This is a genomic window from Allobosea sp. NPDC055594 (assembly GCF_053618995.1).
Map to the genome: position 1 here is coordinate 564,198 of NZ_JBSHIO010000002.1, position 24,871 is coordinate 589,068.

Consider the following 24,871-nt stretch of genomic DNA (forward strand, 5'->3'; position numbering starts at 1 on the left):
GCTCAGCTCCTCGCTCCCTGCAATTTCCTGGCTTGCTTGAGGAACCCCGGTTCGGCGGCCGCCCCGGCGGCGCTGACCTCCAGGCTCGTGGCGGTCTCGGCCTTGCCGTCGCGCAGCTTGTATCGGACGCCGGCGCGCGCCGTGATCTTGAAGAACCTCGAAATGCGGATGGTCACGGAAAGCGTGCCGTCGGCGTCGATCTGGCCGGAGTCGCGATAGGTCATCCGCAGTATCAGCACGATGCCGACCGTGGCGATGCCGGCGACATTGACGTGGCCGGCGATCACCAGCACCAAGGCGATCGAGAGCCCGCCGCCGGGACGGCCGATTACCTTGCGGTAGCTCAGCACTCCGGAAAGCGTGATGAAGACCTGGCCGGAGAACGGGCCGACGGCGAAGGCGAGAGAGGCCGACCCGCCCGCGCCGGCCTCGACCGCGACCATCAGCTCGGAGTCGAAGGGCCGGTACTCGGCTTCGACCTGGATGTAGCCAGTGCCGCCGATGATGAAGATCGAGAAGATGAAGGGCCGCTCCACCGTCGACAGGTTGAAACGGTCGGCGAGCATGAAGTCCGGATAGGCGAGCAGCTTGAAGCGGTTCTCGATCGAGAGGTTCGAGATGCCGCTGGTGCCGAAGTTCAGAGCGAGCGGCGGGATCGCAAATTCGTGCTCGATCCCGATCGGGACGCCATCGCGCTTGACGAGCTTCAGCCCACCGATCTCATCCGGGAAGAGGGTCGAGAGGAAGTCCTGGATGAATTTGAAGCTCGGATTGAGCCGGATGTTCTTCGGATCGAACTCGATCTCGAGCCCCTTCTCGCGCGTGAAGGCGAGCGCGAACTTGTCGAAGCGCAGCATCGACTGGCCGCCGACGACGATGTCGATGCTGGTGTCGATGCGGCCGAAGCCGCTTTCCGTCGGCCGATCCTCGTCCTTGGAGGCTTCCAGCCGCACCCGGCCGGTAAGCACCATGTCGACGAAATCGGCGCTGAACGGGCCGACCGAGAACAGGCTGCGGCGCCCCGGCATGGGCGCGTTGATGTCGAGCTGCACCCAGGCGCGCGCCTGAGCCTTGTCGAAGTCGTGCGTGACCTTGATCGCTTCGCGAACGCCGGCGGGCAATTTGAAGCCCTTGAACAGGCCGTCGAGCTTGGCGCCGCCGAGATTGCGGAACACCGCGCCGATATCGAGCCCGGACAGGTCGGAGGGCAGCAGCCGGTCGCCGATCCTGTCGAAGGGCAACGACAGGCCGAGCGCTTTCAGCTCGTCGCCGAGCCGGTTGAACAGCGCCTTCGTCTCGGCGGTGTCGATGATGTCCGAAAGCTCGTCATAGCCTGACCGGATACGGTCGATATCGGCCTTGAGGGCGGCGAGCTCGGGCGCCGAGGTGACCGCCGAATAGAGCTTCAGGACATTGGACGGGGCCGCCATCGGCCCGCCCGTGGTGAGCCGGCTCGCTGCGCCGAAGGCGCGCTCGCCATACATGCGCGCTGTTTCGGTCGAGCGGGCAAGGTCGTTCTGCAGGCCGCGCACCGAATGATCCAGCGCGTTCACCGTGGCGAGCAGCGCGTCCGCCTTCCTGCCAAAATCCTCGATACTGCCGCCGATGGCATCCTCGATGCGCTTCGTGACCGTACCGAATGCGGCCTTCAGCTCCTCGGCCTTCGTATCGAGATATTTCTCCGCATCGGTCGCCAGGGCCTGGAGATAGGATCTGGCCTTGTCCACGCCTTCGAAGGCCGCCCCGCAGGCGAGCGAGACCTCGTCCAGCGCTCCGAGCGTCGCGGCCGAGAGCTCGCCGATCGGCTCCTGAATCGCCTCGCCCAAGGCGCGCATCTGCTGGCGGATCCGTGCGAGCGCCTCGTCGGGCTTTCCGAGATCCGCTTCGGTCAGCGATCTGAGCAGCTCTTCGAGCGCCGGACGCAGCACCTTTTCGCGCACCACGGTCGCCAGCAGGCCCTGCGGCGCCAGCGCGAGCTGAGCCGCCTTGAGGGCACCGGCCACATCGTCGACGATTGCGGTGATCCGGGCTTCGACCTCGTCGACATCGCCGCGGAGCTCTTCGAGCACGCCGTCGAGGCGCGCGAGCGCCGACGCGATCAGGAAGTCGAGCAGCTTGCCGAGATCCGCCAGCTCCTTTGCGAGTGGCGCAAGCCTCGTCTCGACCCAGCCGGCGAGTTCGCCGATCTCGCTCTCGACATCCGGCCAGATCGCCTTGAACGAATTCGCGATCGCATCGAAGCCCAGATCGGAGAGCTCCTTTGCAAAGACAATGACCTCATCGGCCGTCCCGGCCAGGGCCGTGACGACGGATGACAGTGCCTCGGCCAGGCTGGCGACCGTGGCCGCCGCCCGGTCCAGGGCCTCGTCGCCCTGCGCTTCCATCTTGTCGAGCTGCTGGCGCGTGTTCGATACCGTCGTCCTGGCATCGCTCGCGGCGGTCCGCAGCGCCTGCAACGCCGCCAGGACCTTGCCCTTCAGCGCTGCGTCGATCCTGCCCTCATTGTTGACGCTGACGATTGCGTCATTGATCCTGACGATCGCCGTATCGATCTGGCCGGGGTTTCCGTCAGGCGCGAGTCGGTCCAGCGCGGCCCGCGCCGTGTGAAGTTCAAGCTTGTCGGCGAACGAGCCGAGATCGGACAATGCGCCTGCGCGCTGCTGTGCGATTTCGCTCAGGGCCTTCGCCAAATAGCCGCCGATCGCCTGGCTCGCATCATCGAGCTCCGAGGCGAAACGCTGCCGTGCCTCGCCGATCAGCGCGCTGATGTCGGCCGCGACATTGCCGGTGCAGGCGCGCAACCCAGCGTGAAGGCTCCTGATGCGTCCTGCCGACCAGGGCTTGTCGCGATCATAGCCCGCGACGAACTCCGCGACGCGCTGACGGGCGCGCGTGACCATCGCCGCGAATTCGGAATCGAGATCACTGATGATGGCGCGCGCCTTCTCGGCGCCTTCCCCGGCCTTGCCGACATCCTGGCTCACTTCGCGGAAGTGCGGCTCGATATAGGCCGTGCTGCGATCGAGCAGTGACTCGATCAGCGTCGCCCTGGTCGTGAACTCGAAGTCGTCCGGCAGCACCGCTCGCGCATCGTCCACCCACTCGCTGAGCGCACTGCGAATCAGCATCTGCTTGCGCCGGATCATGCCGACGGCATCGGACTTCATCTTCTCGCAGGGGCTTTCCTGGTCGGCGAAGCTGCCGAGCGCCCCTTTCAGCCCGTCGAGAAAACCCTGAGCATCCTTGGCGCGCGGCTTGAGATTGTCCGCCACGATCTGCGCATAGCTGCCGGGGTGTTGCGCCCATTCGGCCTTGAGCGCCGCCAGCGCCGTGCCGGTCCAGCCCGGGTCCTCGGCCGCGAGCGCGTCGCGCAGATCCTTGACCAATCCCGAAAACGCAGCGCCGTCCGGCACGCTGCTGTCATTGCCCGCAGCATCCCAGTAGGCCAGCTCCCTGATTGCCGGGGGCTCCTTGTCCGGCGTCAGTTCGGCCAGGCCGGCGAGCAATTTGCCGAGATCCGCGTGGAGAGGTTTCTCTTTCGCCGCCACATGCGAGGCGCGCATGAAGGTGACGGAATCGAGACTGACATAGACCGGCTTGCTGGCCCGGCCGGCATTGATCGCAGTCTTCTGTGCCGCCGGCGCCAGTCGCCAGGTGAAGCGGCGCAGCCCGGGGAGGAAGCGGCTGACGGATGCCTGCCGCGGGTCGCCGCCGCCGGAATCGGCAGGGTTCTGCGGGCGCGCGGGGGCGAGCGCTTTCATCATCGCCTGGGCGGCGGGGATATTGGCAAAATCGAGATCTATGCGGGTAGACCAGGCATCGGTGTCGGAGGTGTTCGCCTTGAAATCCGCGAAGAAGAACAGGAAGTCCGGATCGCGGCATTCCTGTGCCGCCACCGGCTTCTCGCCCTCGCCTTCCGCCACCGTGACGAAAGCGATGTCCGGCATCGGATAGACCTGCGGCCGTTCGCGCGCGCTCAGCCGGTTCCACAGCGGAATCTGCCAACCATAGTCCTCAACCTCGCTGCTCCAGGCGCTGTCGACATTGATGATCCTCGAATTGAAGCGCACCCGTTCGAGGAAACCGGCGCTGCGCGCAGCCGCATTGTCGAAATCCGGATAGGCCCGCTCCGGCTCGAGCAGCTCGATATACTCACGGACCTTGCGCAGGATCGGCCGGCGCGACCTCGTCCCGTCCGGGTCTTCCGCGCGCTTCGGCGCGAACTGTGCCGAAGCGTTGACCGTGCGCTCATAGACCACGACATGCTTGGCCCGGTGCCAGAGCGCGCAGATGCGGCCGAGCACCTCGACCTTCTGCCGTTCGACGAATCCGTTGCGGGTCTCGCTCAATATCGTGACGATGCCGTTGAGGAACTCCGCCTTTTGCGTCGCGTCACCGCCGAGCGGTGTGAAAGCGAGCGCCTCGATTGCGCCGCCGCGCGATTCCGGGCGCTCGAGCAGAACTTTGAACAGGTTGACCGACTCGACCGGCCAGAGTGCGCCGCCGCCCAAGCCCTGCGGATGGTAACGCGGCGAGCCGGGTGCCGGCGCCCTGCCCTGGCTGCCCTTGGGCAGCTCCGGATAATCCGTTTCGTCTTCGAGCGCCTTGAGCGGCGCGCGATGCAGCGCCGTTGCGCGCAAGGCGAAGTTGACCCCGTCCGAGAAGCGCGCCGGGGCGAAGTCGACGGTCGCGTCGGGATCGCGCGCCCAGACTTCCAGGCGTTCCGGACGGCGCGCGAGCGCCTGCGACAGGCCGTTCCAACGGTCGCGCAGCGCAGCATCTGCATGTCTTTCGCGCGCGTTGCCGACGATCCGGCCGGTCAACGCCTCGATCTCGGCGATTCTGGCGAAGCGCGCGACGGTGCGTTCCTTCGCCACGTCGATACCCACCGACAGCCCGTACAGGAATTCGGCCCGGATGAAGGCGAGCGGAGCGCCGAGCCCATATTCGCCGCGCTGCCGGAAGATCTCGTGGCTCGACGATTCCGGCATGAAGTAGCCGCGCTCGACATCGCTCGGACGGATCCATATTTCGGCCGACGGCGTCAGCCGGAACTCCACCGCCCGGCGTCTCAGCCCGCTCTGGAACTGGGCAGGCTTTTCGGTGCCTTCGTCGAGATCGCTGACGAAGGGCCGCGGCGGCATCTCGGGTGGAGTGCCGGGCGGAGTGTCGGGCAGATCGTGGATCTCGAGCCGGCGCGGCTTGTCGGCGCTCTCCGCGGCGACCTGCGAGGCCATCCTGTAATGAAAGAGCTCGTTGACGCGCCGGAACTCCCAGACGCGCGTGTCGCTCGAATAGAAGGCGACCGACGCGCTGCCGAGATCACCACGGTCGCCGAGCGGCCGCTGGGTGAAGCGCATCAACGAGAACGGTTCCTGCGACAGCAGCACATAGGAGCCGCTGCCACCATCGGTCCCGTCTTCCAGCAGGTCGACCTCGAGCAGGCGGTCCTGCGTCGGTGAGATCTGTTCGGTCACCTGCAGATGAAACGCGATGCCTGCACCGCCCGCGCTCTGGTTCAGCGGTATCAGAAGCGGAGTCGGCCGCCCGCTGCGATCTGTCCGGGCGACGTCGACGGCGACCGGCTCGACTCGCGACAGCGGAACGATGATGCGCAGCAGGGCCGCGACATAGCCCGCCGCCAGGCTGATCGGCGCGGCGCCATGGCCCATTCCGTACCGGGCCCCGGGACCGGCGACCCGAAGATAGTGAGCCTCCTTGCCCACCCAGGACACCGGCGTCTCGTCGTCCCCTTCCTCCCCGTCCGCCCGGGAGCGCCTGAATTGCAGCGACGACAGGCGCCCCTGCCACTTCCTTTGTCCGGCAACGTCGAGGGCGAAGGAGGCAAAGAACGGATCGCCATCCGCGACATCCTTCGCCGTCTCCCGCCGCCAGCTCTCATCATGCGACAGAATGAGGTCGCAGCGCATGCCGGTATCGGTGAAGAAGCTCAGCTGCTCCGCGCTGAGCGCGAGTTTCAGTCCGACGCTTTTTGGCGTCTCGTAACCCATTACGAGATCGGCCTCGCTCGCAAGGCTCAGCCACATGCGCGGACGCGGGAAGACCGGCAGGGTCTTTCCGCTCCGTTCGGGTCTTCCCCAGACAAGGAAGTTGCCGTCCTTCAGGAAGCGCGCCGTGAAGCGGGGCGCATAGAGCGCGAACCGCACGGTCTGCCTCGTCCTGGCGACGAGGTCAGGCAGGAAGGACTGGGGCTGTCCGCCCTCCGTCGCCTGCAGAGCCTTGCGCGCCGCGCTGAGGGAGTGCGCGGCCTGTGCGAGCGTGCCGGCGAAGAGAATGCCGTCCTTCTGGGGCGGCGCTGCGAAGCCGGGCGCGATTCTTTCGTCCCAGAGTAGCTTGACCGTCGCAAACGCCGTCCAGTCACGCGCGCGGTCCCTGAAGATCACGTCGTCCGGAATCTCCCAGGACAAGGTGCATTCGACATGGACGGCGTCAGCGGTTCTCAGCCAGCCACCGGTCTCTGGGACCAGGCGAAGCGCGAGCCCGCCGAAAGATCTGATGTCTTCGTTCTCCGGCTTGTCCGGGTCGGGCGCGGCGACGACGCGCATGCGGTAGATCAGCTCGCCCTTGCCTCCGGCTTCGGCGCGAAAGCGCAGGCTGAGATCGGTGGCGCTCGCGGGAGCCACCTTGAGCCAAGCCTTGCTCGGCGGCACGGCGAACCCGCTGCGCGACAGCACGTCGTGAACGAACGCCTCGCTGTGCTGCGGCCAGAAGTGAAAAGGATCGACTTTCGATCCGCCGAGATACTGGTTTCCTTCATAGGCCGCGAAGCCCTTGCCTACGCCCGCCGCCAGGGCGGCGAAGCCGAACTGGCCCAGTCGTCGCCGCTTCGGCAAATGGCTGCCATCGAAGACGAACGAGGTTTGGCCGTCGCCGGCGCCGATCCAGCCGCCGACCAGGGTGGTGAAGTCGAGGATTTTCTCCGCAGGCCGGCGTGTCGGATAGACGACGCAGAAGGGAAACGAGGCGGGGTTGTGGTTCCGGCCGGCCGGCAAAGTGGTGCGGCGCACCGGCAGGGGCAGATGGAGATTGAAGCGAAAGATCGCGCTGCCCGAAACACGCGCGACGACGAGTTCGCTATAGACTGTCTTGTTCTTCCGATAGGCGCAGGCCGTGACCAAAGGCAAGCGCAGGTCGAGCCTCGGCTTGCCTGCCGCGTCTGTTTCGTACTGGTCGATCAGGAAGGCACCGCGGAACGCGACCTTCAAGATATTCTTCGCCGATACTTCGTTATCGATCCAGAGCGACGCGGCCTGCTCCTGGTGGTCGACGAACCATTGGGCCGCATCGGAAATGCGATAGATGTTCTCCGTCGGAAGTTCGACGGCCGTATCCGGGACGCCCCGCGGAACCCAGCGCAGGAACGCATGGAGGTTGTTTCCGCCCCTTTGCGCGTAGTGGACCTCGATCGTGCCGGGTTTCGTCGTCGGCTGCAGCGCCGGCTCCGGTGTGGGCGGCCAATGGAAATCGCCATGGAGTTTGAACGCGAGAACCATCGCAGGCAGCCCCCCCATCTTCTGCTGGCGCCGCTCGGATCGGCGCTCTTGCTTCAGCTCAGGCGCAACACGTCATGTCTGTGGCGCGGCCTCGCATTGGACCGGCCCGGTTTCCTCGGCACGGAAGCGGCTATTCGATCCGATAGACCACGAGGCTCTGGTCGCTGAGGTCGACCGGTTCTCCGCAGCGATGATTGGTATGCCCCCAGACCTTGCCGCCGGAGGCGCTGACGGGGCCGGCCAGAACCATCACATGATCCTTCGACAGGCCGAACCAGCTGACGACGAAGCAGAAATCGCCTTCTTTCGTTTTGCTGAGATCAGTGATGGGCTTGACGTTCGAGTACTTGCCGGCGGCGTTCTTGAACGCGGCAGCAAGTTCCGTCACGCGTATGCAGACACCATTGGCGCAGGTCGTGCTCGGGAGGTTGACGAGGATTTTGCTCTTCGACAGGCCGTGAGCGACGAAATGCGTGCAATCCAAGGGAAATTCGTGATCGGGGCAGTCGTTTCCGCCACCGCGGGGACAGTATTCCGCATAGTATTTTCTGGCGCTCGGCCAATCGAACGGCAGCTTCGTCACATCCGCGCCGTCGCGCGGGATCAGCAGCAGGTTCGGGGCGAGCGGACCGATTTCAGCGGAAAGGCGCCGTGAGAATTCCGAATCCGTAAGTACCGTTGCTGCTTTGAGGCGCCCTTTATCCTTCGTCTCCATCGGTGATCTCCCCGGATCATGCCGTCGGTTACGCGGTGGCTGTATAGTGCTTCAGATCGAACGTTGATTGTCTCGAGCCGTCTCGCGCAAACCGGGCCGCCATGACCCCATTCCTTCGCGACGAAGTTCCTTGAGCAGGCTCCTTCATTATTGGCGAAGCTTTTCAAGAGAGGCGTTTACTGCCGGAATATCAACCTTAAGTTGCAACCCCTCTCACATTCTTCCGGACTGCAAGGAAATGCAACTCCTTTTTGCAGGCGGCATTCGATGCAATCTTTCAGGCTTTTTGGCAGAGACCAAGCAATGCGCGAAACCTCAGGGCATTTCCGGGGTTCGCTGAATCGCGGGAATGCCCAATCTCCTTGTTTCATCGCACTTTCTTCACGTGGGCCGGTACCCGCTGCGCTCCAAAATGCTCGAGATCGCCGCGCGTCCGTTCGGACGCGGTCACGGTGATCTATCTCAGTGCTATCGCATCGGAGTTTTCCGAAAAGTGGAGGCCACTTTTCGGTCCGATGCTCGAGCGGCCAGGCGAACCATCTCGGAGCCCGATGGCGCGATTGCGCCGGGTCGTCCGCGCGACGGCGCCACGCGGAACATCCACCCGCGCCGCGCCTTCGCGGCGTGCCGCGGCGGACACGGATCCTGCCGCTGAACGGCTCGATCCGATGCCTTGCTCAGCCTTCGAAAGGCCGCCCTGCGTCCGGCGCCAAGGTCAGGCGGCGATGCGGTTGGCGTTCCATTGCCCGGCCTGGCTCAGGATCATGCCGGGATCCTTGAAGCGGCGGCGCAGGATCTCGCGATACAATGCGCTCTCACGCTGCCGCCCGATCTCGCCCCTGCCGCCCGTCAGGATCCGCAGCGCCTGCTGCAGCGCCTCCACGGTCCCCGAGCCCTCGTCGAACTGCGCCTTCTTGCGCCAGACGAGATCGACCGGCAGCAGGTCGGCGCAGGCCTTGCGCAGCAGCCATTTCTCGGTCGTCGGCCCGGTCGCCTCCGTAATCGCCGGATCGGTCCGGCGTAGCTTGAGCTGTGCCGGGATGGATTGGGCGAAGGCGATCAGCTCGCGGTCCAGGAACGGGGTCCGCGCTTCCAGCGACTCCGCCATGGTCATGCGATCGACTCGCTGCAGGTTGATGTTGTGCATGGCGCAAAGACTGCGCGTCAGCTCGTCCGCGAGGGCGCGCGGCTGGTCGACATAGTCATGGTGGTAGGTGTAGCCCGCGAAGAGCTCGTCGGCTCCCTCGCCGGTCAGCACGGCCTTGACATGGGCACGCGCCAGCCTGGCCGCGAACAGCGTCGGGATGGCGCTGCGGACGAGGTCGGCATCGGCGCTTTCGAGATGATAGATCACATGCGGCAGGTTGTCGGCGATGTCCTGCGCCGTGAAGGTGAACTCATGGTGCTCCGTGCCGATATGCTCCGCCACGCGCCGCGCCGCGATCAGGTCGGAGGAGCCGGCCGTGCCGACAGCGAAAGTCTTGAGCGGCCCCTGCCCCGCATTGACCCTGACCTTCTGCGCGAGCGCCGCGATGATGGAGCTGTCGAGCCCTCCGGACAGGAACGAGCCGACCTCGACATCGGCGACCATCCATTTCGCCACCGCCTCTTCCAGGCTTAGGCGCAATTCACCCGCCACCGCGTCGACGTCGAGCTCCGGCTCGGCTTTTGCCGCTCCCGACGGGACGCGATACCATTGCCTCAGGCCACCGCGGCTGTCGAAGAGCGCGCCGGGCGGCAGCGCGCTGATCTCCTCGAAACCGAGGCCGTCGAAGGCCTTGAGTTCGGAGGCGAACGCCAGGCCCTTGCCGCGGCGCGCCATGTAGAGCGGCTTGATCCCGAGAGGATCGCGCGCCGCGATGATCCGGTCCGGCGTCGCCAGCACGAAGGCGAACATGCCGTCGAGCCGGCTGACCCAGCGCTGCGAACCGGTGCGGAACAAGTGAAGAATAGTTTCGCTGTCGCTTGCCGTATCGAAGATCTCGGCGCCGAGGATCGCTCTCAGATCCTCATGATTATAGATTTCTCCGTTGGCGACCAGCATTTCCGCACCGGCCCGAATGGGCTGTCGGCCGTTCTCGGCTCCGATGATCGAGAGCCGGCAATGGCCCATCACGGCCGGCGTCCCACTCAGCTCGGCGACCTCGGTCGCATCGGGACCGCGATGCCCAAGGCGCGAGAGCATTGCCTCGATCAGCGTCCCGTCCTGGTCATCGATCTCCCACAGGCACACGAAGCCACACATGAAACATCCTCTTCATTCACGGCTTTTCACGACGCTCGACACCAGATTGCGCCACACATGAAAAGCTACAAGGTTTCGGTAAAGAGTTAATTTGCTAAATTCTAAAATTTAATTTGAGATATACAAAGTATGCATTCGTCATAAGAGAAATAAATATTTCAAACTAAATAGAATCAGAGAATAGATATCATTAGGAACAACTGTCATATTATCATAAAAAATTCTCAAAAATGGGTTGCCAAGCCCGGATATCCTGCTCTAAAAGCCGCATCAACGCAATGGACATTCTCAATTACATCATTTCGAACTGGGGGCTCATCGTCACCCGGACTGGCGAACACGTTGCCATCGTCGGGGTCGCGGTTGCGCTGGCCATTCTGACCGGCGTGCCGATCGGCGTGGCGATCAGCCAGAACCGACGCGTGGCGGACGCCGTGCTCTATGTGGCGTCGATGGTGATCACCATCCCGTCGATCGCATTGTTCGGGATGATGATCCCGGTCCTGTCGCTGGTCGGCCACGGGATCGGCTACCTTCCGGCGGTGATTGCGGTATTACTCTACTCGCAGCTGCCGATTATCCGGAATACATACGCCGCGATCCGCAATCTTGATCCGGCCCTGCGAGAAGCTGCGCGAGGCATGGGCTTGACCAGAGGCCAGCGCTTGCGGGAGGTCGAGCTGCCGCTCGCACTGCCAGTGATCATGACCGGGGTGCGGCTCGCGGTGGTAATGAATATCGGCGTGACCGCGATCGCCGCCTATATCGGCGCCGGCGGACTCGGAACCTTCATTTCGCGGGGCATCAGCCAGACCGATCCGCGCCAGCTCATCACCGGAGCCCTCGCCGTCAGCCTGCTCGCCATCGTCGCCGACCTCGCCCTGCTGTGGCTGCAGCGGAAGCTCACCTCTCCGGGACTGAGGACCAGATGATCAGACTGCACCAGGTCAGCAAGACCTTCGCCGGAAGCACCATGCCGGCCGTGGACCGCGTTTCGCTGGAGGTTCCCGCGGGCGAGATCTGCGTCCTGCTCGGCCCCTCGGGCTGCGGCAAGACGACGACGATGAAGATGGTCAACCGGCTGATCGAGCCGAGTTCCGGCGACATCCTCATCGACGGAAAGAGCACGGCCGATTGCGACGTCACGCAATTGCGGCGCAGCATCGGCTACGTCATCCAGCAGATCGGCCTGTTCCCCAACAAGACCGTCGAGGACAATATCTGCATCGTCCCCGACATTCTCGGCTGGGACCGACGCAAATCGCGCGAGCGGGCGGCCGAACTGCTCGACATGGTCGCGCTCGAGCCCGGCGCCTTCCTGCACCGCTATCCGCGGGAGCTTTCGGGCGGCCAGCAGCAGCGCATCGGCGTGCTGCGCGCCATCGCCGCCGATCCGCCGGTCCTGCTGATGGACGAGCCTTTCGGCGCCATCGACCCGATCAACCGCGTGATCATCCAGGACGAGTTCCTGAAGATGCAGGCGCAGATCCGCAAGACCATCCTGTTCGTCAGCCACGATATCGACGAGGCCGTGAAGATGGCCGACCGGATCGCGATCTTCAAGGATGGCAGGCTGGTCCAGTACGATACGCCGGACAACATCCTCGCCCATCCGGCGAGCAGCTTCGTCTCCGATTTCGTCGGCGGCGACCGGACGCTGAAGCGCCTGCAATTGCTGACGGTGCGCGACGCCATGCTGTCGGATCCGCCGCGCGTCAAAGCCACGGACGATCTGAGCCAGGCGGCTTCGACGATGGAGCGGCACGGACACCAGGCGATCGTGATGGTCGGGCCGCGCGGTCGGGCACGCGGCTATGTCTCGCTCCAGGCGGCGCGCGGCGCCAGCGGCATGGTCGGCGAGAACCATGAGACCCTGCCGACGACGATCAGGCCGCATGAGGATCTGCGGACCGCGGTCTCGACGATGTTCCGCCATGACGTCTCCTGGCTCGCCTGTGTCGACGAGGACGGCATGTTCGTCGGCTATGTCACCCTGCGCGGCATGACGCGTCTGCTCTCGGAGACTTACCGGGATGGCTGACGGGGTGCTGCCCATGCTGACCCGGCTGCGCCGCAATGGAGTCCATCTCGCCGTCTTCCTGCTCGGAGCATGGGCCTGGGCGGGCGGCCTTCTGCCGGGCCTCATCGAGAAGTGGGACGACATCGCCTTTCTCGGCTGGCAGCATATCGAGCTGGTCGCCATGTCGGGCGGCGCCGCGATCCTGTTCGGCGTGCCGCTCGGCGTTCTCCTCACCCGGCCGCGCTTTCGCCGGCTCGGCGACATGGCGCTTCAGCTTCTCAATGTCGGGGCGACGATTCCGACGCTCGCCGTCCTGGCCCTGGCGATGAGCCTGCTCGGCATCGGCAACGGCTCGGCGATCTTCGCGCTGTTCGTCGCCTCCCTGCTGCCGATCGTCAGCAACACGATGGCGGGCCTGCGCGCCGTGCCGCCGCATCTGCTCGAGGCGGCGCGCGGCATGGGCCTTTCGGCGCGCCATACGCTGTTCCAGGTCGAGCTGCCCAACAGCCTGTTCGTGATCTACACCGGCATCCGCACCGCGCTGGCGATCAATGTCGGCACCGTGCCGCTGGCCTTCCTGATCGGCGGCGGCGGGCTCGGCGAACTGATCTTCACCGGCATCGCGCTCAACGAGTTCGGCACCATGCTCGCCGGCGCTATCCCCACCGCCCTGCTGGCGGTGCTGATCGATTTCATCATGGCCCAGCTCCAGTTCTGGACCATCCCCCGAGGGGTCAACCCGCTGCGCTGACCCTCCGGCCTTTTCCCGCAGTAGCTTCAAGGAGACCTGGCATGAAGCTTTCGTCGCGCATGTTCGCCATGGCCGCGCTCGCGGCCCTCTGGGCGATGCCCGTGCAGGCCAAGCCCATCGTCGTCGGTGGCAAGAACTATACCGAGCAATTGCTGCTCGCGGAGATCACCACGCAACTGCTCAAGAAGAAGGGATTGGAGGTCGACAAGCGCGACGGCATCGGCTCGCAAGTCCTGCGCGACGCCCAGATCAGCGGCCAGGTCGACGTCTACTGGGAGTATACCGGCACCTCGCTCGTCACCTACAACAAGATCAAGGACCGCCTGAGCGCCAAGGATACCTATGAGCGCGTCAAGGAACTCGATGCCAAGCTCGGCCTGGTCTGGCTTCAGCCTTCGAGCGCCAACAACACCTATGCACTCGCCGTCCGTTCCGATGATCCCAAGACGGCTTCGGTCAAGACGCTCTCGGATCTCGCCGCCGCCTTCAACGCCAAGAAGCCGCTGAGCATCGCCATCAACGCCGAATTCTCCGGGCGTCCCGACGGCCTGCCGGGCCTCCAGACGACCTATGGCTTCAAGGCCGGGCGCGCCAATCTGAAATCGATGGATTCCGGCCTGACCTACCAGGCTCTCCGCGACTCCCAGGTCGACGTCGCGCTCGTCTTCGCCACCGATGGGCGCATCCAGGCCTTCAAGTTCCGCGTGCTCGCCGACGACAAGGAGTTCTTCCCGAACTATGCCGCCGTCCCGGTGGTGCGCGCCGAGATCCTCAAGGCCAATCCGGCCCTCGAAGCGACGCTCAATGCGCTCTCCGGCAAGCTTTCCGACGAAGTCCTGCAGGGCCTCAACGCCAAGGTCGATGTCGACAAGACCCCGATCGAGGAGGTTGCGCGCCAGTTCCTGGCCGAAAGCGGCTTGAACTAGAGCATTTTCGCGCGAATCGGGCACCGGCTCGCGTGAAGAAAATGCGATAAAACAAAGACTTGGAGCATTTCCGCGATTCAGCGAACCGCGGAAATGCGCTGGGTCATCGGGCGTCCCGACCGGACGCGGATCGGCGATCCAGCTCTTTGCGATTGCATCGGCCCGAAAAGTGGATCCCACTTTTCGGGCCGATGCATTAGGCGCCCTGCCGCGTCGCGACGATGAACAGGCGCGGGAACCGAAGCAGCACCTTGCCATCCGGTTCGGCTGGATAGGCTGCAGCGATCCGTTTCAGATACTGGTCCAGGAAGGCGGTCCGCTCCTCGGCGGACAAAAGATCGACAAAGGGCTTGAGCCCCGTGCTCTTGAACCATTCCACGATCGCGCCGGGCCCTGCCAGCGCATGCACATAGGTCGTCTGCCAGATGTCGACGGCGCAGCCGGCCTCCTGGAGCCAGCGGCGATAGTCGGAAAACGAACCGATCAGTGCCCTCGCCTCGCGCGCGCTCGCCAGTCGCTGCGCCCAAGGACCATCGGCCGCCACCTCTGTCATCGCGACATGCGAAGGCTCGGCCAGATTGTTCGGCATCTGGACCGCGAGCACACCGCCCGGCTTCAAGGCACGCGCCAGCCGGGCGAACAGGGTGGCATGATCGGGAATCCATTGCAGAACGGCATTCGCGAAGATCAGGTCGTAGCGGCTCTGTGCCGACCATTCCTCGAGCTGCGCCAGTTGGAAGGTGACCTGCGGCAGCCGCCTGCGCGCCTTGTCGAGCATGTCGGGCGAGGAATCGAGGCCCTCGATCTGCGCTGCCGGAAACCGCGCCGCGACCAGCTCGGTGCTGTTGCCGGGTCCGCAGCCGAGATCGATGCAGCGCTCCAGCTGGGCCGGGCGGACGCGCAGGAGCAGATCGAGCGAAGGGCGTGTCCGCTCGTCCTCGAAGCGTAGATATTGCTCGGCATCCCAGTCGACGCGCTCGCCCATGACCTCATCCCCGCGAATCCGTGGAGCATCATGCCGGCTCGGGCCCTGCCCGACCAGCCACGAGGCGCGCCGGCCGCAGCCTCAACCTTTTGTTAACCCTATGGCTCTCTCTTGGAAGACATCCGACCGGGGGCTGGGCAACCGGAAAAGGATAAGGCCATGGGCGATGCCGGGCCAGAAGCGACCGCGGTCAATGACCTCGTCGGCCTGCCTGTCGCACAGGTAGAGCGCGACCTCATCCTCGCGACATTGCGTGAGACGCGCGGCAACCGTACGCATGCCGCCCATATCCTCGGCGTTTCGATCAGGACGCTGCGGAACAAGATCGCAGCCTATGTCGCGGAGGGGTATTACGTGCCCGAACCCGGCTCCGCCGTTCATTGAGCCGGCGCCCTTCCCGATGTCCGACCCATTCACGGCTGCGCGGATCGCTGCGCCTCCCGCCGGAACCTCGCGCCCCGCGGCCAGCGCAAGACACCGGCGAGGTTCACCGTTTCGCTCGCCAGGCACGGTAGCGCTCGAGCAGACCGACGCTGCGCATGGCGAAAGCCGCCATCGGCTTGCGCAGGAAGGGGATGTCGGCAGCGATCAGCATCAGGCCCAGTGGCAGCATCCAGAGGCCGAGAAAGGGCAGGATCGAGAAGATGCCACCGAGGATCAGCAGAAGCGCCGCGGGAATGCGGACGAGGCGCGACGAGGGATGCCTGAGCCAACGGCTCACCGCGGCGAGCCTCTCGGGCAGTTCCTGTTCCAGGCGCTTGAAGGCCAGGCGAAGAAGCCGTTCTCCGTCGTTCATCCGTTCCTATTTCAACCAAGGCCCGACAGGGGCCGCCTTCATCTGCCCGTAAATCATGTCGTTTTCTGAGCAGCGCAAGCTCAGTGGAAATCGCGCGACTTCGGCAGGATGCGGACATTGCGCGGATGGCCGGCGCGCGGGTGCTGCGGATGCAGGAACTCGTCGGCGCGGCTGAGCGCGATCTCGGCGCGGTGAGTGTCGGACAGGCTGAGCAGATCGGCCGAGCGGTCGAAGACGCGCCGCGCCATCAGATGCACCACGCCTTCCTGGCTCTTCTGCACCCTGCCTTCGACCAGCAACAGCCGCGCCGCCATCACCTCGCGGCGGAAGCGGACGAAATCACGGACCCAGAGCACGATGTTGGCGATGCCGGTCTCGTCCTCGAGCGTGATGAAGACCGCATTGCCCTTGCCGGGGCGCTGACGCACCAGCACGACGCCGGCGACATTCGCCCAGGCGCCGTCGCGCCCGGCGGCGATCGCCGCACAGGTCACGACGCCCGCCCCGGCGAAACGTGGACGCAGCAGGCCCATCGGATGACCTTTCAGCGAAAGCCGCACCGTCTGGTAGTCGGCGACGACATGCTCGGCGAGCGGCATGACTGGCAAAGCAGCAGCCGGCTCCTTCCCGAGCTCGCGGGCCTTTGCGACCTCGAACAAGGGCAGTGCCTCGTCATCCGGCAGGCGGCGCACGGCCCAGAGCGCCTCGCGCCGGTCCAGCCCAAGCGAGCGGAAGGCGTCGGCATCGGCGAGCAGACGCATGGCGCGCGCCGGGAGCCACGCCCGGCGCGCAAGACCCTCGACATCGCGATAGCCCTCGCCGCGGGCCGCGATGAGGCGCTCCGCCCATTCCTTCTTGAAGCCGTCGAGCTGGCACAGGCCGAGGCGCAAGGCCCAGGGGCTTTTCCAGCCAGGCGCCGCCGGCTCCAAGAGATTGTCCCAGGCGCTGGAATTCACATCGATCGGGCGCGGCTCGACGCCGCCATTCTCCTGCGCCTCCCGAACGATCTGGGCCGGGGCGTAGAAGCCCATGGGTTGCGAGTTCAGCAGCGCAGCGGCGAAGATCGCCGGATGGTGGCATTTCAGCCAGGAGGAGACATAGACCAGCTTGGCGAAGGAGGCGGCATGGCTTTCCGGAAAACCGTAGCTGCCGAAGCCCTTGATCTGCTCGAAGCAGCGCTGGGCGAAGGCCGGCTCGTAGCCGCGCTCGACCATGCGCCCGACCATCAGCGCCTCGTATTGGCCGATGGTGCCGAGATTGCGGAAGGTCGCCATGGCACGGCGCAGGCCGTTGGCTTCCGGGTCGGTGAATTTCGCCGCCGTCATGGCGAGCTGCATCGCCTGCTCCTGGAAAAGCGGCACGCCCAGGGTGCGATTCAGGACATGATAGAGTTCGTCCTCCTTCCCATGAGCCGGTGAGGGCGAGGGATAGTCCACTTTTTCGATGCCAGAGCGCCGCTTCAGATAAGGGTGGACCATGTTGCCCTGAATCGGGCCGGGGCGGACGATCGCGACCTGGATGACGAGATCGTAGAACTCTCTCGGCTTCAACCGTGGCAGCATGTTCATCTGCGCCCGGCTCTCGACCTGGAAGACGCCGAGCGACTCGCCCCGCTGCAGCATGGCGTAGGTCTTGCCATCCCCCTGCGGGATGTCGGCGAGACCGTAATCCTTACCTTCCCACTCGCGCAGCAGATCAAATGCCTTGCGGATGCAGGTCAGCATGCCCAGCGCCAGCACGTCGACCTTCATCAGGCGCAGCGCGTCGATATCGTCCTTGTCCCATTCGATGAAGGTGCGATCCTCCATCGCGGCATTGCCTATCGGCACGGTCTCGTCGAGGCGCCCGCGCATCAGCACGAAGCCGCCGACATGCTGCGAGAGATGACGCGGGAAGCCGAGCAGGCGCACGGCGAACTGCACGGCCTGCGCGATCACCGGATTATCGGGATCGAGCCCGGCCTGGCGGACCTGCTCGCGGGTGATGTCGGAGCCCCAGCTGCCCCATTGCGTCGAGGCGAGCCGGGCGGTGACGTCCTCGGTCAGCCCCAGCGCCTTGCCGGCCTCGCGGATGGCGCTGCGCGGCCGGTAATGGATCACGGTCGCGGCGATCCCGGCGCGTTCGCGGCCATAGGTCCGGTAGATCCACTGGATCACCTCCTCACGCCGCTCATGCTCGAAATCGACGTCGATATCGGGCGGCTCACGCCGCTCCTCCGAGATGAAGCGCGCGAAGAGCAGGGTGTGCTCGGCCGGATCGACCGCGGTGATGCCGAGCGCGTAGCAGACGGCTGAATTAGCGGCCGAGCCTCGCCCCTGGCAGAGGATGCCCTCGCCTTCGGCGAACTCGACGATCTGGCGGATGGTCAGGAAATAGCGGGCATAGTCGAGCCTGCCGATCAGGACGAGCTCGTCGTCGACCTGCTTCTGGACCGCGGGCGGGATGCCGTCGGGATAGCGCATCGGCAGGCGCCGGCGCACCAGCTCCTCCAGCCAGCCCTGCGGCGTCCAGCCCGGCGGCACCGGTTCGTCGGGATATTCATATCTGAGCTGATCGAGGTCGAAATCGATGCGGCCGAGCAGATGCTGCGTCTCCTCGATCGCCTCCGGCGCCTCCTTGAACAGCCGGACCATCTCCTGCGGGGTCTTGAGATGGCGCTCGGCATTGGCCTCGAGCAGGCGCCCGGCCCTGGCGATCGTCGTGCCCTCGCGAATGCAGGTCACGAGGTCCTGCAGATCGCGTTGTCCGGGCGCGTCGTAGAGCACGTCGTTCGTGGCGATCAGCGGGGTGCGGGTCGCAGCCGCGACGCCTCTCAGCCGGGCGAGGCGGCGGCGATCATCGCCGCGGCGCGACATGCCGGCAGCGAGCCAGACCGCGCCGGGCGCGGCGGCATCGAGCCGGGCGAGCAGCTCTGGCAAGCCATCGAGCCGGCGTTCCGGCATGACGATCAGCAGGAGGTCGCGGGCGTCGCGCAGGAGATCGTCGAGGACGAGAATGCATTCGCCCTTCGTTTCCGTCTTCAGGTTTCCAGCGGTCAGCAGGCGGCAGAGCCGGCCCCAGCCCGCGCGATTGGCGGGATAGGCGACGATATCGGGCGTACCGTCGGCGAAGACCAACCGGCTACCGGTGACGAGCTTGAAGGCCTGCGCCATTTCCCTCAGCTGTTGCGCAGTGAAGGGCAGGTCGGCGAAGGCCGGATTCTCGACCCAGACATATTCGCCGGGGCTGCCGCCCTCACGGACCTTTTCCGCCGAGGGCAGGCCGGTCTCGCGCAGATCGCGCAGCGCGCTCCAGGCCCGCACCACGCCGGCCACGGTGTTCCGGTCGGCGATGCCGAGGCCGGCCTGACCGAGCAGCAGCGCGGTCATGACCAGGTTCGGCCCGGGCGAGGCGCCGCGCAGGAAGGAGAAATTCGTCGCGGCGACGGGCTCGGCGTAAGTCGTCATGCGAACAGCCCGTGCAGGAACCAGCGTGGCTGGACGCTCTCGCGATCGTAGAGCCCGGCGCGGAACAGCCAGAAGCGGCGCCCCTGCGCATCCTCGACGCGGTAGTAATCGCGCGTCGGCTCGTCCGGCCCGTCGCGCCACCATTCCGGCGCGATCCGCTCCGGCCCCTCGGCGCGGGCGATCTCGTGCAGCACCCGGCGCCAGCGAAAGCGCAGAGGTGGGCCGTCCGGCACCTCGGCGAGCGTCTCGACCGGCTGCGGCGGCTCGAAGAGCTGGAGCGGCCGCGCCGGCGGTTCGCCCGCTTCGGGCTCCGGCCAGGGCTGCATCTCGGATGGCGCGCCGACGGCCGGGACCATCCCCGCTTCCCGCTCGGGATGGTGGGAGTTGCGCGCGACGAAGCGCAGCACCCGGTCACGGCCGAAGCGGGCGCCGAGCCGGTCGACCAGATCGGCCACCGCCTCCTCCTCGACGGCGCGCCCGTCAAGGCTCGCCTGCGGCGTCCCGAGCGGCTCGCAAACCGGCACGGCGAGGCGGATCGCATCGAAGCCGAAACCGGGATCGAGCGGGTCCGCCAGCGTGTCGATGCGTTCGCGGTAGAGCCGCAATATGGCGGCGGGATCGCGCGAGGGACGACCGGTCTCGAGGGACATGCGCCGGACGGCGCCGTCGCTGCGGAAGAAGCTGATCTCGAAGGCGCGCCCGCCCTCGCCGCGCTGATCGAGAATGCGGGCGGCCTCGTCGAGCAAATGCCGCAGGATCGCCTCCAGCCCATCGGTATCCTGCAGCGGCTCGGGGAAATGCCGCTCGACCATGCAATCGGGCGGCGGCCGCAAGGGCGTGATGCGAATATCCTCATGGCCGAGGATGCGTTGCAGGCGCCTGGCGAGGGCCTCGCCGAAGCGGGCGGACAGCGTGCCCGAAGGACGGGCAGTGAGATCGGCGAGCGTCTTCAGCCCGGCCCGTGACAGAGCAAGAATAACCTCGGGCGGCGCCTCCAGGGCGGCGACCGGCAGGAGCCGGGTGCGCTCCGTATCGCCGCCCGGCGGGGAGACGGCGCAATCGCCGAAGCGGGCGAGCGCGCGCGCCGCCTCGGGCGTACCGGCGATGCTGGCGCGAAGCTGGAGGCCGAGCCGGCGCAGCCGGATGCCGATCTCCTGGCGCAATGCTGCCTCGCCGCCGAAGAGATGGGCGCAGCCGCTGATGTCGAGCACCAGCCCATGCGGCGGATCGAGCGCAACCAGCGGGGTGAAACGGTCGCAAAGCCCGGCAAGGCGTTCGAGAAAGCGCGCATCGGCGGCGGGATCGGCCTCGGCGATGGCGAGATCGGGAATGCGGGCGCGGGCATCGGCGAGGGTCAGGCCGCGGGTCAGGCCGAGCGCGACGGCTCGCCGGTCGCAATCGGCGAGCCTGAGCGCACCGCCCTCCTTCTCGACCAGGACGAGCGGCCGCTCATCCAGCCCGGCGCCAGGCGGGAGCGCCCTCTGCCGATGCAGCCGGTCGCTCGCCAGGAAGGGAAACCAGAGGGCGAGATAGCGGCGCTGCATCGCTTCGGCCTCCATCCTCCCGGCTCCATTCCTGGAAAGATCGTTGCTCACGGTTCCACTCCACACGCCACTCACACTCACCGAGGCCGCCGCGATGGCGCAGCAGCCTCAAACTGAAGGCCGGATCGCCCGGCGCATTGGCCTCGCGCGGCCGCGACGGCAGGGCCCGCACCAGCCAGCGGGTCGTCGCCGCGCTGGGCGCCGGCTCAGGAGAGACCCGCAGGAGCAGGGTCATGACGCCGGAAGCCTCGGCTGCCAGAGCAAGGCGCCGGCTGGCGGTCAGATCGAGCTGGCGCGGCTCGCCCCAGGGCTCGATCAGCGCCGCGCCGAGCGCCGAACAGCGGGCCGCCTCGGCCCCGGCGCGCAACACGCCCTCGGCATCGCGGGCCCGCACCAGCAGAACCTGCGCGGGGTCGAGGCCGAGTTCGGCGAGGCCGGACGGGTGCAGCCGGCCGGCCTCGGCCGCCAGAAAATCCTGCCGAACCCAGAGCAGCGGCCGCGCCCCCGCGGCCCGCAGGGCCAGCGCCGCGGCGAAGCCGGTCGCGGCGGGCAGATCGGCCCCGCCGGACGCATAGACCTCGTGCAGGGCGGCCCGGGCGACGCCACCGCCCAGCGGCTCATCCAGCCCCGCCATGCCGAAACCGACCCGCTCCACCGGCGCGAGCTCGCGCGCCAGCCCCGCCAGAGCGAGGCTTTGCCGGAGACTGGCCAACGCGGAGGAAGGGATGTCGGGCATGAAAAATGTTCACTATTTGTTCCGACACAAAACCACTCCCAAACTCTGCCGGAGTCAAGCCCGGATATGCGGCCCGCTCCTTGCCAGAAAGGCGAGACATGGCAGGAATCGCCTCCCAGCCGGCCGAACTGTCGCCAATCGCAGGTTTTCTGTCATATCAAGGAAATGCCGATCGGCTTGCTGCGAGGCAGGCACGCCCGCCGCCTTCCCGGGGACAGAGATGAGCTCAGGACTGTTCGCGCTTCTCGACGACATCGCCGGCCTCGCCAAGGTCGCGGCCGCCGCGCTCGACGATGCGGCGGGCCAGGCGACCAAGGCGGGCGCCAAAGCTGCGGGCATCGTCATCGACGATGCGGCCGTGACGCCGCGCTATGCCGTCGGCTTCTCGGCCGATCGCGAGCTGCCGATCATCGGCAAGATCGCCCTCGGCTCACTCAAGAACAAGCTCATCTTCCTGCTGCCGGCGGCTTTGGTGCTGAGCTTCATCGCGCCCTGGGCGATCACGCCGCTCCTGATGGCAGGCGGCGCCTATCTCTGCTTCGAGGGCTTCGCGAAGGTCTACGAGCTCGTCATGCCGCATGCCGGGCACGAGGCGGTGCAGGGCGAAGCCACGGCCGAAATCCTCGATGCCACGCAGCTCGAGGCACAGAAGATCTCAAGCGCGATCAAGACCGATTTCATCCTCTCCGCCGAGATCATGGCGATCACGCTCGCGACCGTCACCGCCTCGTCCTACTGGACGCAGGCCCTGGTGCTTGCCGTGGTCGGCCTCGGCATGACCCTGCTGGTCTATGGCGCCGTCGCCCTGATCGTGAAGGCGGACGATGCAGGCGCCGCGATGGCGCGCACCGGCAAGCCGCTGATCCGGCCGATCGGCCGCGGCCTCGTCCTCGGCATGCCGCATTTCCTGAAAGCGCTGAGCGCAGTCGGCACCGCCGCGATGCTCTGGGTCGGCGGCGGCATCATCATCCACGGCCTCGCCGGCTACGGCCTCGACGGGATCGAGCACGCCATTCACGGCGTCGCGGTGGCGGTCGGGCAGGCCGTCCCGGCGGCGTCCGGCCTGCTGGAATGGCTGACCACTGCCGGCGCCTCGGCCGTGTTCGGGCTTGCGATCGGCGGGCTCTGCCTCGTCGGCATGCATTTCGTCGTCGAGCCGGCCCTCAGGATCTGGCGCGGCAGGGCGGCGAAGACCGCCGGCGCCGCGGCGAGGAAGTAGTCCAGCCGGCGGAAGCCCTGGCGGGCAGCACTTCGCTACCCAAACGACCACTACCGTGCCCTTGGCTCGCCGAATAATCTCACGCCACAGACATGCGGGGAAAGAGCATGACTCCGTTCCTGGTCGGCGCCGTCGCGTTCATCTTCGTGTTCGGCGCAGCAGCCGGCGGAATGCTGCTGCGCGCGCGCCTGCAGGATCATCATCTCTCCCCCGACTCCCGGGAGTTGATCAAGCTCGCCACTGCCATCATCGGAACCCTGTCCGCGATCGCGCTCGGCCTGCTGATCGCCTCGGCGAAACGCTCCTTCGACGAAGCCGGGACCGAGCTCAGAACCTCGGCGGCCCATGTCGTGCTCCTCGACCGGACGATGGCCCAATACGGGCCGGAGACGAAGCCGCTGCGCGTCGCCCTGCGACAGAGCCTCGAGACGAGGCTGAACGAGCTCAAAGATGAACGCGAGGGGCTGCTGCATGAGGGCCTCGACGTCGAGCCCATCCAGATCGGGCTCAGGCATCTCGTACCGGCCAATGACGGACAGCGCTGGCTTCAGGCCCGAGCCCTCCAGCTCAGCGGACAGATCTCGGAAATGAGGTGGCAGCGGCCGGAAACCGAGACCGGCGGCTTCCCAGGCATCTTCATCATCATCCTCGTCTTCTGGCTCGCTTTGCTCTTCGCCTCCTTCGGCCTGCTGAGCCCGGGAAATGCCACGGTCGTGGTGACGCTGTTAGGCTCGGCCTTGTCGGTGACGGCAGCACTGGTGCTGATCATCGACATGGACCACCCCTATCTCGGCTTCATCCGCGTCTCCGACCTGCCGCTCCAGCTCGCGCTCGCACGTCTCGGCCAGCCCTGATCCGCATCGCAGCCGCCGGTATTCCGCCTCCCCCCGCAAACATGCCGGGCGCCATGCATGGGCAGGGGCCGTCATCCCCACGCAAATCTGCTAGCTCCTCGCCCGAGGTCCAACGCACGGACCGCCGGACCTGTCATGCTGCAATTCCTCGCCACCAGCACGCCCTTCTTCGCCGTGATCGGGCTCGGTGCCCTCTCCGCCTGGCGCGGCCTGTTCGGCAGCGATGCGGTCCGGGTGCTCAACACCTATGCCTTCATGGTGGCGACGCCGGCGATGGTGCTCCGGGTGATGTCGCGCCAGCCGATCGCCGAGCTCTGGAACGGGGTGTTCTTCGCCGCCCTGGCCCTGCTCGGCATCGTGGGGATGGGCCTCGGCATCCTTGTGGCGCGCCGCTTTTTCGGGATGCCCTTCCCCAATGCGGTCTCGCGCGGCCAGAGCCTGGTCGGCGGCAATTTCGCCTTCCTCGGCATTCCCCTGATGCTGGCCTTCCTCGGCGACGGGGCGGCAGCGCCGATCGCGATCGGGCTGATCTGCGACACGGCACTGGTCGTTCCCCTCGCGATCGGGCTGATCGAGGCCGGGCGGGGCAAGGGCTCGCCCTGGCGCATCGCGGCAAGGCTGGTGCGCGGCACCATCGTCAATCCCTTCATGCTCTCGATCATGGGCGGCGTCGCGCTCTCACTCAGCGGCCTTTCCATCCCCGAGCCGATCGACCGCTTCCTCGTCTTCCTCGGCGGCTCGGCCGCCCCGGTCGGCATCTTCGCGCTCGGCGTCGCCGCCTGGCAGTGGAGCCGGGAAGGCAGGCTGCCGCTGAAAGGCGTGCTGCCGCTCGTCCTCGGCAAGCTCGTCCTGCACCCGCTGCTGACCTGGTTCGTGCTCGCCATCGTACTCAGACTCGACCCGTTCTGGGTCAAAGCCGGCGTGCTCTATGCGGCGCTGCCGATCGCCGCCAATGTCTTCGTGATCTCGGAGCGCTTCGAGACCGACAGCCGGCCGCTGGCCGCCGCCATCGTGATCTCGACCACCGCCGCAGCCCTGACCTTCCCCATCGCGATCTGGCTGGTCTCCGGCTGAACCGCAGCCCGTCGCAATTCCTGCCTTTCCACTGCTCCAGCAATCT

General features: G+C 66.3%; 16 protein-coding genes. 8 read left to right on the forward strand and 8 right to left on the reverse strand.

The window, feature by feature from the left end:
- Nucleotides 1-2: 2 nt before the first annotated feature.
- The 3 genes from ACWGRX_RS06580 to asnB all read right to left on the reverse strand — a co-directional run bounded on the left by ACWGRX_RS06580 (nt 3) and on the right by asnB (nt 10,474).
- Nucleotides 3-7,514: a hypothetical protein gene (locus tag ACWGRX_RS06580; RefSeq protein WP_452116869.1), complete on the reverse strand. Its 7,512-nt coding sequence runs from the start codon at nt 7,512-7,514 to the stop codon at nt 3-5.
- A gap of 130 nt (nt 7,515-7,644) precedes the next feature.
- Nucleotides 7,645-8,229 (reverse strand): hypothetical protein, encoded by a 585-nt coding sequence (locus ACWGRX_RS06585; RefSeq protein ID WP_452116870.1) that lies wholly within the window; start codon nt 8,227-8,229, stop codon nt 7,645-7,647.
- A gap of 715 nt (nt 8,230-8,944) precedes the next feature.
- Entirely contained in the window at nt 8,945-10,474 is a 1,530-nt protein-coding gene (asnB, locus tag ACWGRX_RS06590) for an asparagine synthase (glutamine-hydrolyzing) (protein WP_452116871.1), read from the reverse strand.
- Nucleotides 10,475-10,752: 278 nt separating this feature from the next.
- On the opposite strand from asnB, the gene ACWGRX_RS06595 reads away from it, so the two are divergent.
- From ACWGRX_RS06595 to ACWGRX_RS06610, 4 genes are read left to right on the forward strand one after another with little or no spacing between them, the layout of a single operon-like run.
- A complete protein-coding gene (locus tag ACWGRX_RS06595; protein WP_291639859.1) occupies nt 10,753-11,406 on the forward strand; it encodes an ABC transporter permease in 654 nt (217 codons plus the stop codon).
- Nucleotides 11,403-12,515, forward strand: a complete 1,113-nt coding sequence (locus tag ACWGRX_RS06600; protein ID WP_291639857.1) for an ABC transporter ATP-binding protein — start codon at nt 11,403-11,405, stop codon at nt 12,513-12,515. The genes ACWGRX_RS06595 and ACWGRX_RS06600 overlap by 4 nt, the downstream gene beginning before the upstream one ends.
- A complete protein-coding gene (locus ACWGRX_RS06605; RefSeq protein WP_452116872.1) occupies nt 12,508-13,245 on the forward strand; it encodes an ABC transporter permease in 738 nt (245 codons plus the stop codon). Before ACWGRX_RS06600 ends, ACWGRX_RS06605 begins: the two co-directional genes overlap by 8 nt.
- A gap of 41 nt (nt 13,246-13,286) precedes the next feature.
- Entirely contained in the window at nt 13,287-14,171 is an 885-nt protein-coding gene (locus ACWGRX_RS06610) for a glycine betaine ABC transporter substrate-binding protein (protein WP_291646506.1), read from the forward strand.
- Nucleotides 14,172-14,367: 196 nt separating this feature from the next.
- Here ACWGRX_RS06610 and tam read toward each other — a convergent pair whose 3' ends face one another.
- Nucleotides 14,368-15,156 carry a trans-aconitate 2-methyltransferase gene (gene tam / locus ACWGRX_RS06615; RefSeq protein ID WP_452116873.1) on the reverse strand — a complete coding sequence of 263 codons (789 nt, stop codon included), beginning with the start codon at nt 15,154-15,156 and terminating at the stop codon, nt 14,368-14,370.
- 159 nt (nt 15,157-15,315) lie between these two features.
- On the opposite strand from tam, the gene ACWGRX_RS06620 reads away from it, so the two are divergent.
- Nucleotides 15,316-15,540 (forward strand): helix-turn-helix domain-containing protein, encoded by a 225-nt coding sequence (locus ACWGRX_RS06620; protein WP_291646508.1) that lies wholly within the window; start codon nt 15,316-15,318, stop codon nt 15,538-15,540.
- A 103-nt stretch (nt 15,541-15,643) separates the two neighbouring features.
- Here the strand turns inward: ACWGRX_RS06620 and ACWGRX_RS06625 are convergent, their stop codons facing one another.
- The 4 genes from ACWGRX_RS06625 to ACWGRX_RS06640 all read right to left on the reverse strand — a co-directional run bounded on the left by ACWGRX_RS06625 (nt 15,644) and on the right by ACWGRX_RS06640 (nt 21,678).
- Nucleotides 15,644-15,952 (reverse strand): hypothetical protein, encoded by a 309-nt coding sequence (locus ACWGRX_RS06625; protein ID WP_291639849.1) that lies wholly within the window; start codon nt 15,950-15,952, stop codon nt 15,644-15,646.
- Nucleotides 15,953-16,032: 80 nt separating this feature from the next.
- The gene (locus tag ACWGRX_RS06630) at nt 16,033-19,398 is read right to left on the reverse strand and encodes an error-prone DNA polymerase (protein WP_452116874.1); all 3,366 of its coding nucleotides are present in this window, start codon (nt 19,396-19,398) and stop codon (nt 16,033-16,035) included.
- A complete protein-coding gene (locus tag ACWGRX_RS06635) occupies nt 19,395-20,942 on the reverse strand; it encodes a Y-family DNA polymerase (RefSeq protein ID WP_452116875.1) in 1,548 nt (515 codons plus the stop codon). Before ACWGRX_RS06635 ends, ACWGRX_RS06630 begins: the two co-directional genes overlap by 4 nt.
- Nucleotides 20,848-21,678, reverse strand: coding sequence for an ImuA family protein (locus tag ACWGRX_RS06640; RefSeq protein ID WP_452116876.1), 831 nt, complete (start codon nt 21,676-21,678; stop codon nt 20,848-20,850). The genes ACWGRX_RS06635 and ACWGRX_RS06640 overlap by 95 nt, the downstream gene beginning before the upstream one ends.
- Before the next feature lie 220 nt (nt 21,679-21,898).
- Here ACWGRX_RS06640 and ACWGRX_RS06645 point away from each other — a divergent pair, with 220 nt between their 5' ends.
- The 3 genes from ACWGRX_RS06645 (at nt 21,899) to ACWGRX_RS06655 (ending at nt 24,825) form a co-directional block, all read left to right on the forward strand.
- Nucleotides 21,899-22,897: a DUF808 domain-containing protein gene (locus ACWGRX_RS06645; RefSeq protein ID WP_452116877.1), complete on the forward strand. Its 999-nt coding sequence runs from the start codon at nt 21,899-21,901 to the stop codon at nt 22,895-22,897.
- 107 nt (nt 22,898-23,004) lie between these two features.
- Entirely contained in the window at nt 23,005-23,751 is a 747-nt protein-coding gene (locus ACWGRX_RS06650) for a bestrophin-like domain (protein ID WP_452116878.1), read from the forward strand.
- A gap of 135 nt (nt 23,752-23,886) precedes the next feature.
- Nucleotides 23,887-24,825: an AEC family transporter gene (locus tag ACWGRX_RS06655; protein WP_291646517.1), complete on the forward strand. Its 939-nt coding sequence runs from the start codon at nt 23,887-23,889 to the stop codon at nt 24,823-24,825.
- Nucleotides 24,826-24,871 lie beyond the last annotated feature (46 nt).

Excerpts from the sequence above, each read along its gene's own strand:
- ACWGRX_RS06635 (WP_452116875.1), bottom strand. The coding sequence starts at position 20,942 with ATGCAGCGCCGCTATCTCGCCCTCTGGTTTCCCTTCCTGGCGAGCGAC.
- ACWGRX_RS06600 (WP_291639857.1), top strand. The coding sequence starts at position 11,403 with ATGATCAGACTGCACCAGGTCAGCAAGACCTTCGCCGGAAGCACCATG.
- ACWGRX_RS06625 (WP_291639849.1), bottom strand. The coding sequence starts at position 15,952 with ATGAACGACGGAGAACGGCTTCTTCGCCTGGCCTTCAAGCGCCTGGAA.
- ACWGRX_RS06595 (WP_291639859.1), top strand. The coding sequence starts at position 10,753 with ATGGACATTCTCAATTACATCATTTCGAACTGGGGGCTCATCGTCACC.
- ACWGRX_RS06650 (WP_452116878.1), top strand. The coding sequence starts at position 23,005 with ATGACTCCGTTCCTGGTCGGCGCCGTCGCGTTCATCTTCGTGTTCGGC.
- ACWGRX_RS06640 (WP_452116876.1), bottom strand. The coding sequence starts at position 21,678 with ATGCCCGACATCCCTTCCTCCGCGTTGGCCAGTCTCCGGCAAAGCCTC.
- tam (WP_452116873.1), bottom strand. The coding sequence starts at position 15,156 with ATGGGCGAGCGCGTCGACTGGGATGCCGAGCAATATCTACGCTTCGAG.
- ACWGRX_RS06655 (WP_291646517.1), top strand. The coding sequence starts at position 23,887 with ATGCTGCAATTCCTCGCCACCAGCACGCCCTTCTTCGCCGTGATCGGG.
- ACWGRX_RS06645 (WP_452116877.1), top strand. The coding sequence starts at position 21,899 with ATGAGCTCAGGACTGTTCGCGCTTCTCGACGACATCGCCGGCCTCGCC.
- ACWGRX_RS06630 (WP_452116874.1), bottom strand. The coding sequence starts at position 19,398 with ATGACGACTTACGCCGAGCCCGTCGCCGCGACGAATTTCTCCTTCCTG.
- ACWGRX_RS06580 (WP_452116869.1), bottom strand. The coding sequence starts at position 7,514 with ATGGTTCTCGCGTTCAAACTCCATGGCGATTTCCATTGGCCGCCCACA.
- ACWGRX_RS06605 (WP_452116872.1), top strand. The coding sequence starts at position 12,508 with ATGGCTGACGGGGTGCTGCCCATGCTGACCCGGCTGCGCCGCAATGGA.
- ACWGRX_RS06620 (WP_291646508.1), top strand. The coding sequence starts at position 15,316 with ATGGGCGATGCCGGGCCAGAAGCGACCGCGGTCAATGACCTCGTCGGC.
- ACWGRX_RS06585 (WP_452116870.1), bottom strand. The coding sequence starts at position 8,229 with ATGGAGACGAAGGATAAAGGGCGCCTCAAAGCAGCAACGGTACTTACG.
- asnB (WP_452116871.1), bottom strand. The coding sequence starts at position 10,474 with ATGTGTGGCTTCGTGTGCCTGTGGGAGATCGATGACCAGGACGGGACG.
- ACWGRX_RS06610 (WP_291646506.1), top strand. The coding sequence starts at position 13,287 with ATGAAGCTTTCGTCGCGCATGTTCGCCATGGCCGCGCTCGCGGCCCTC.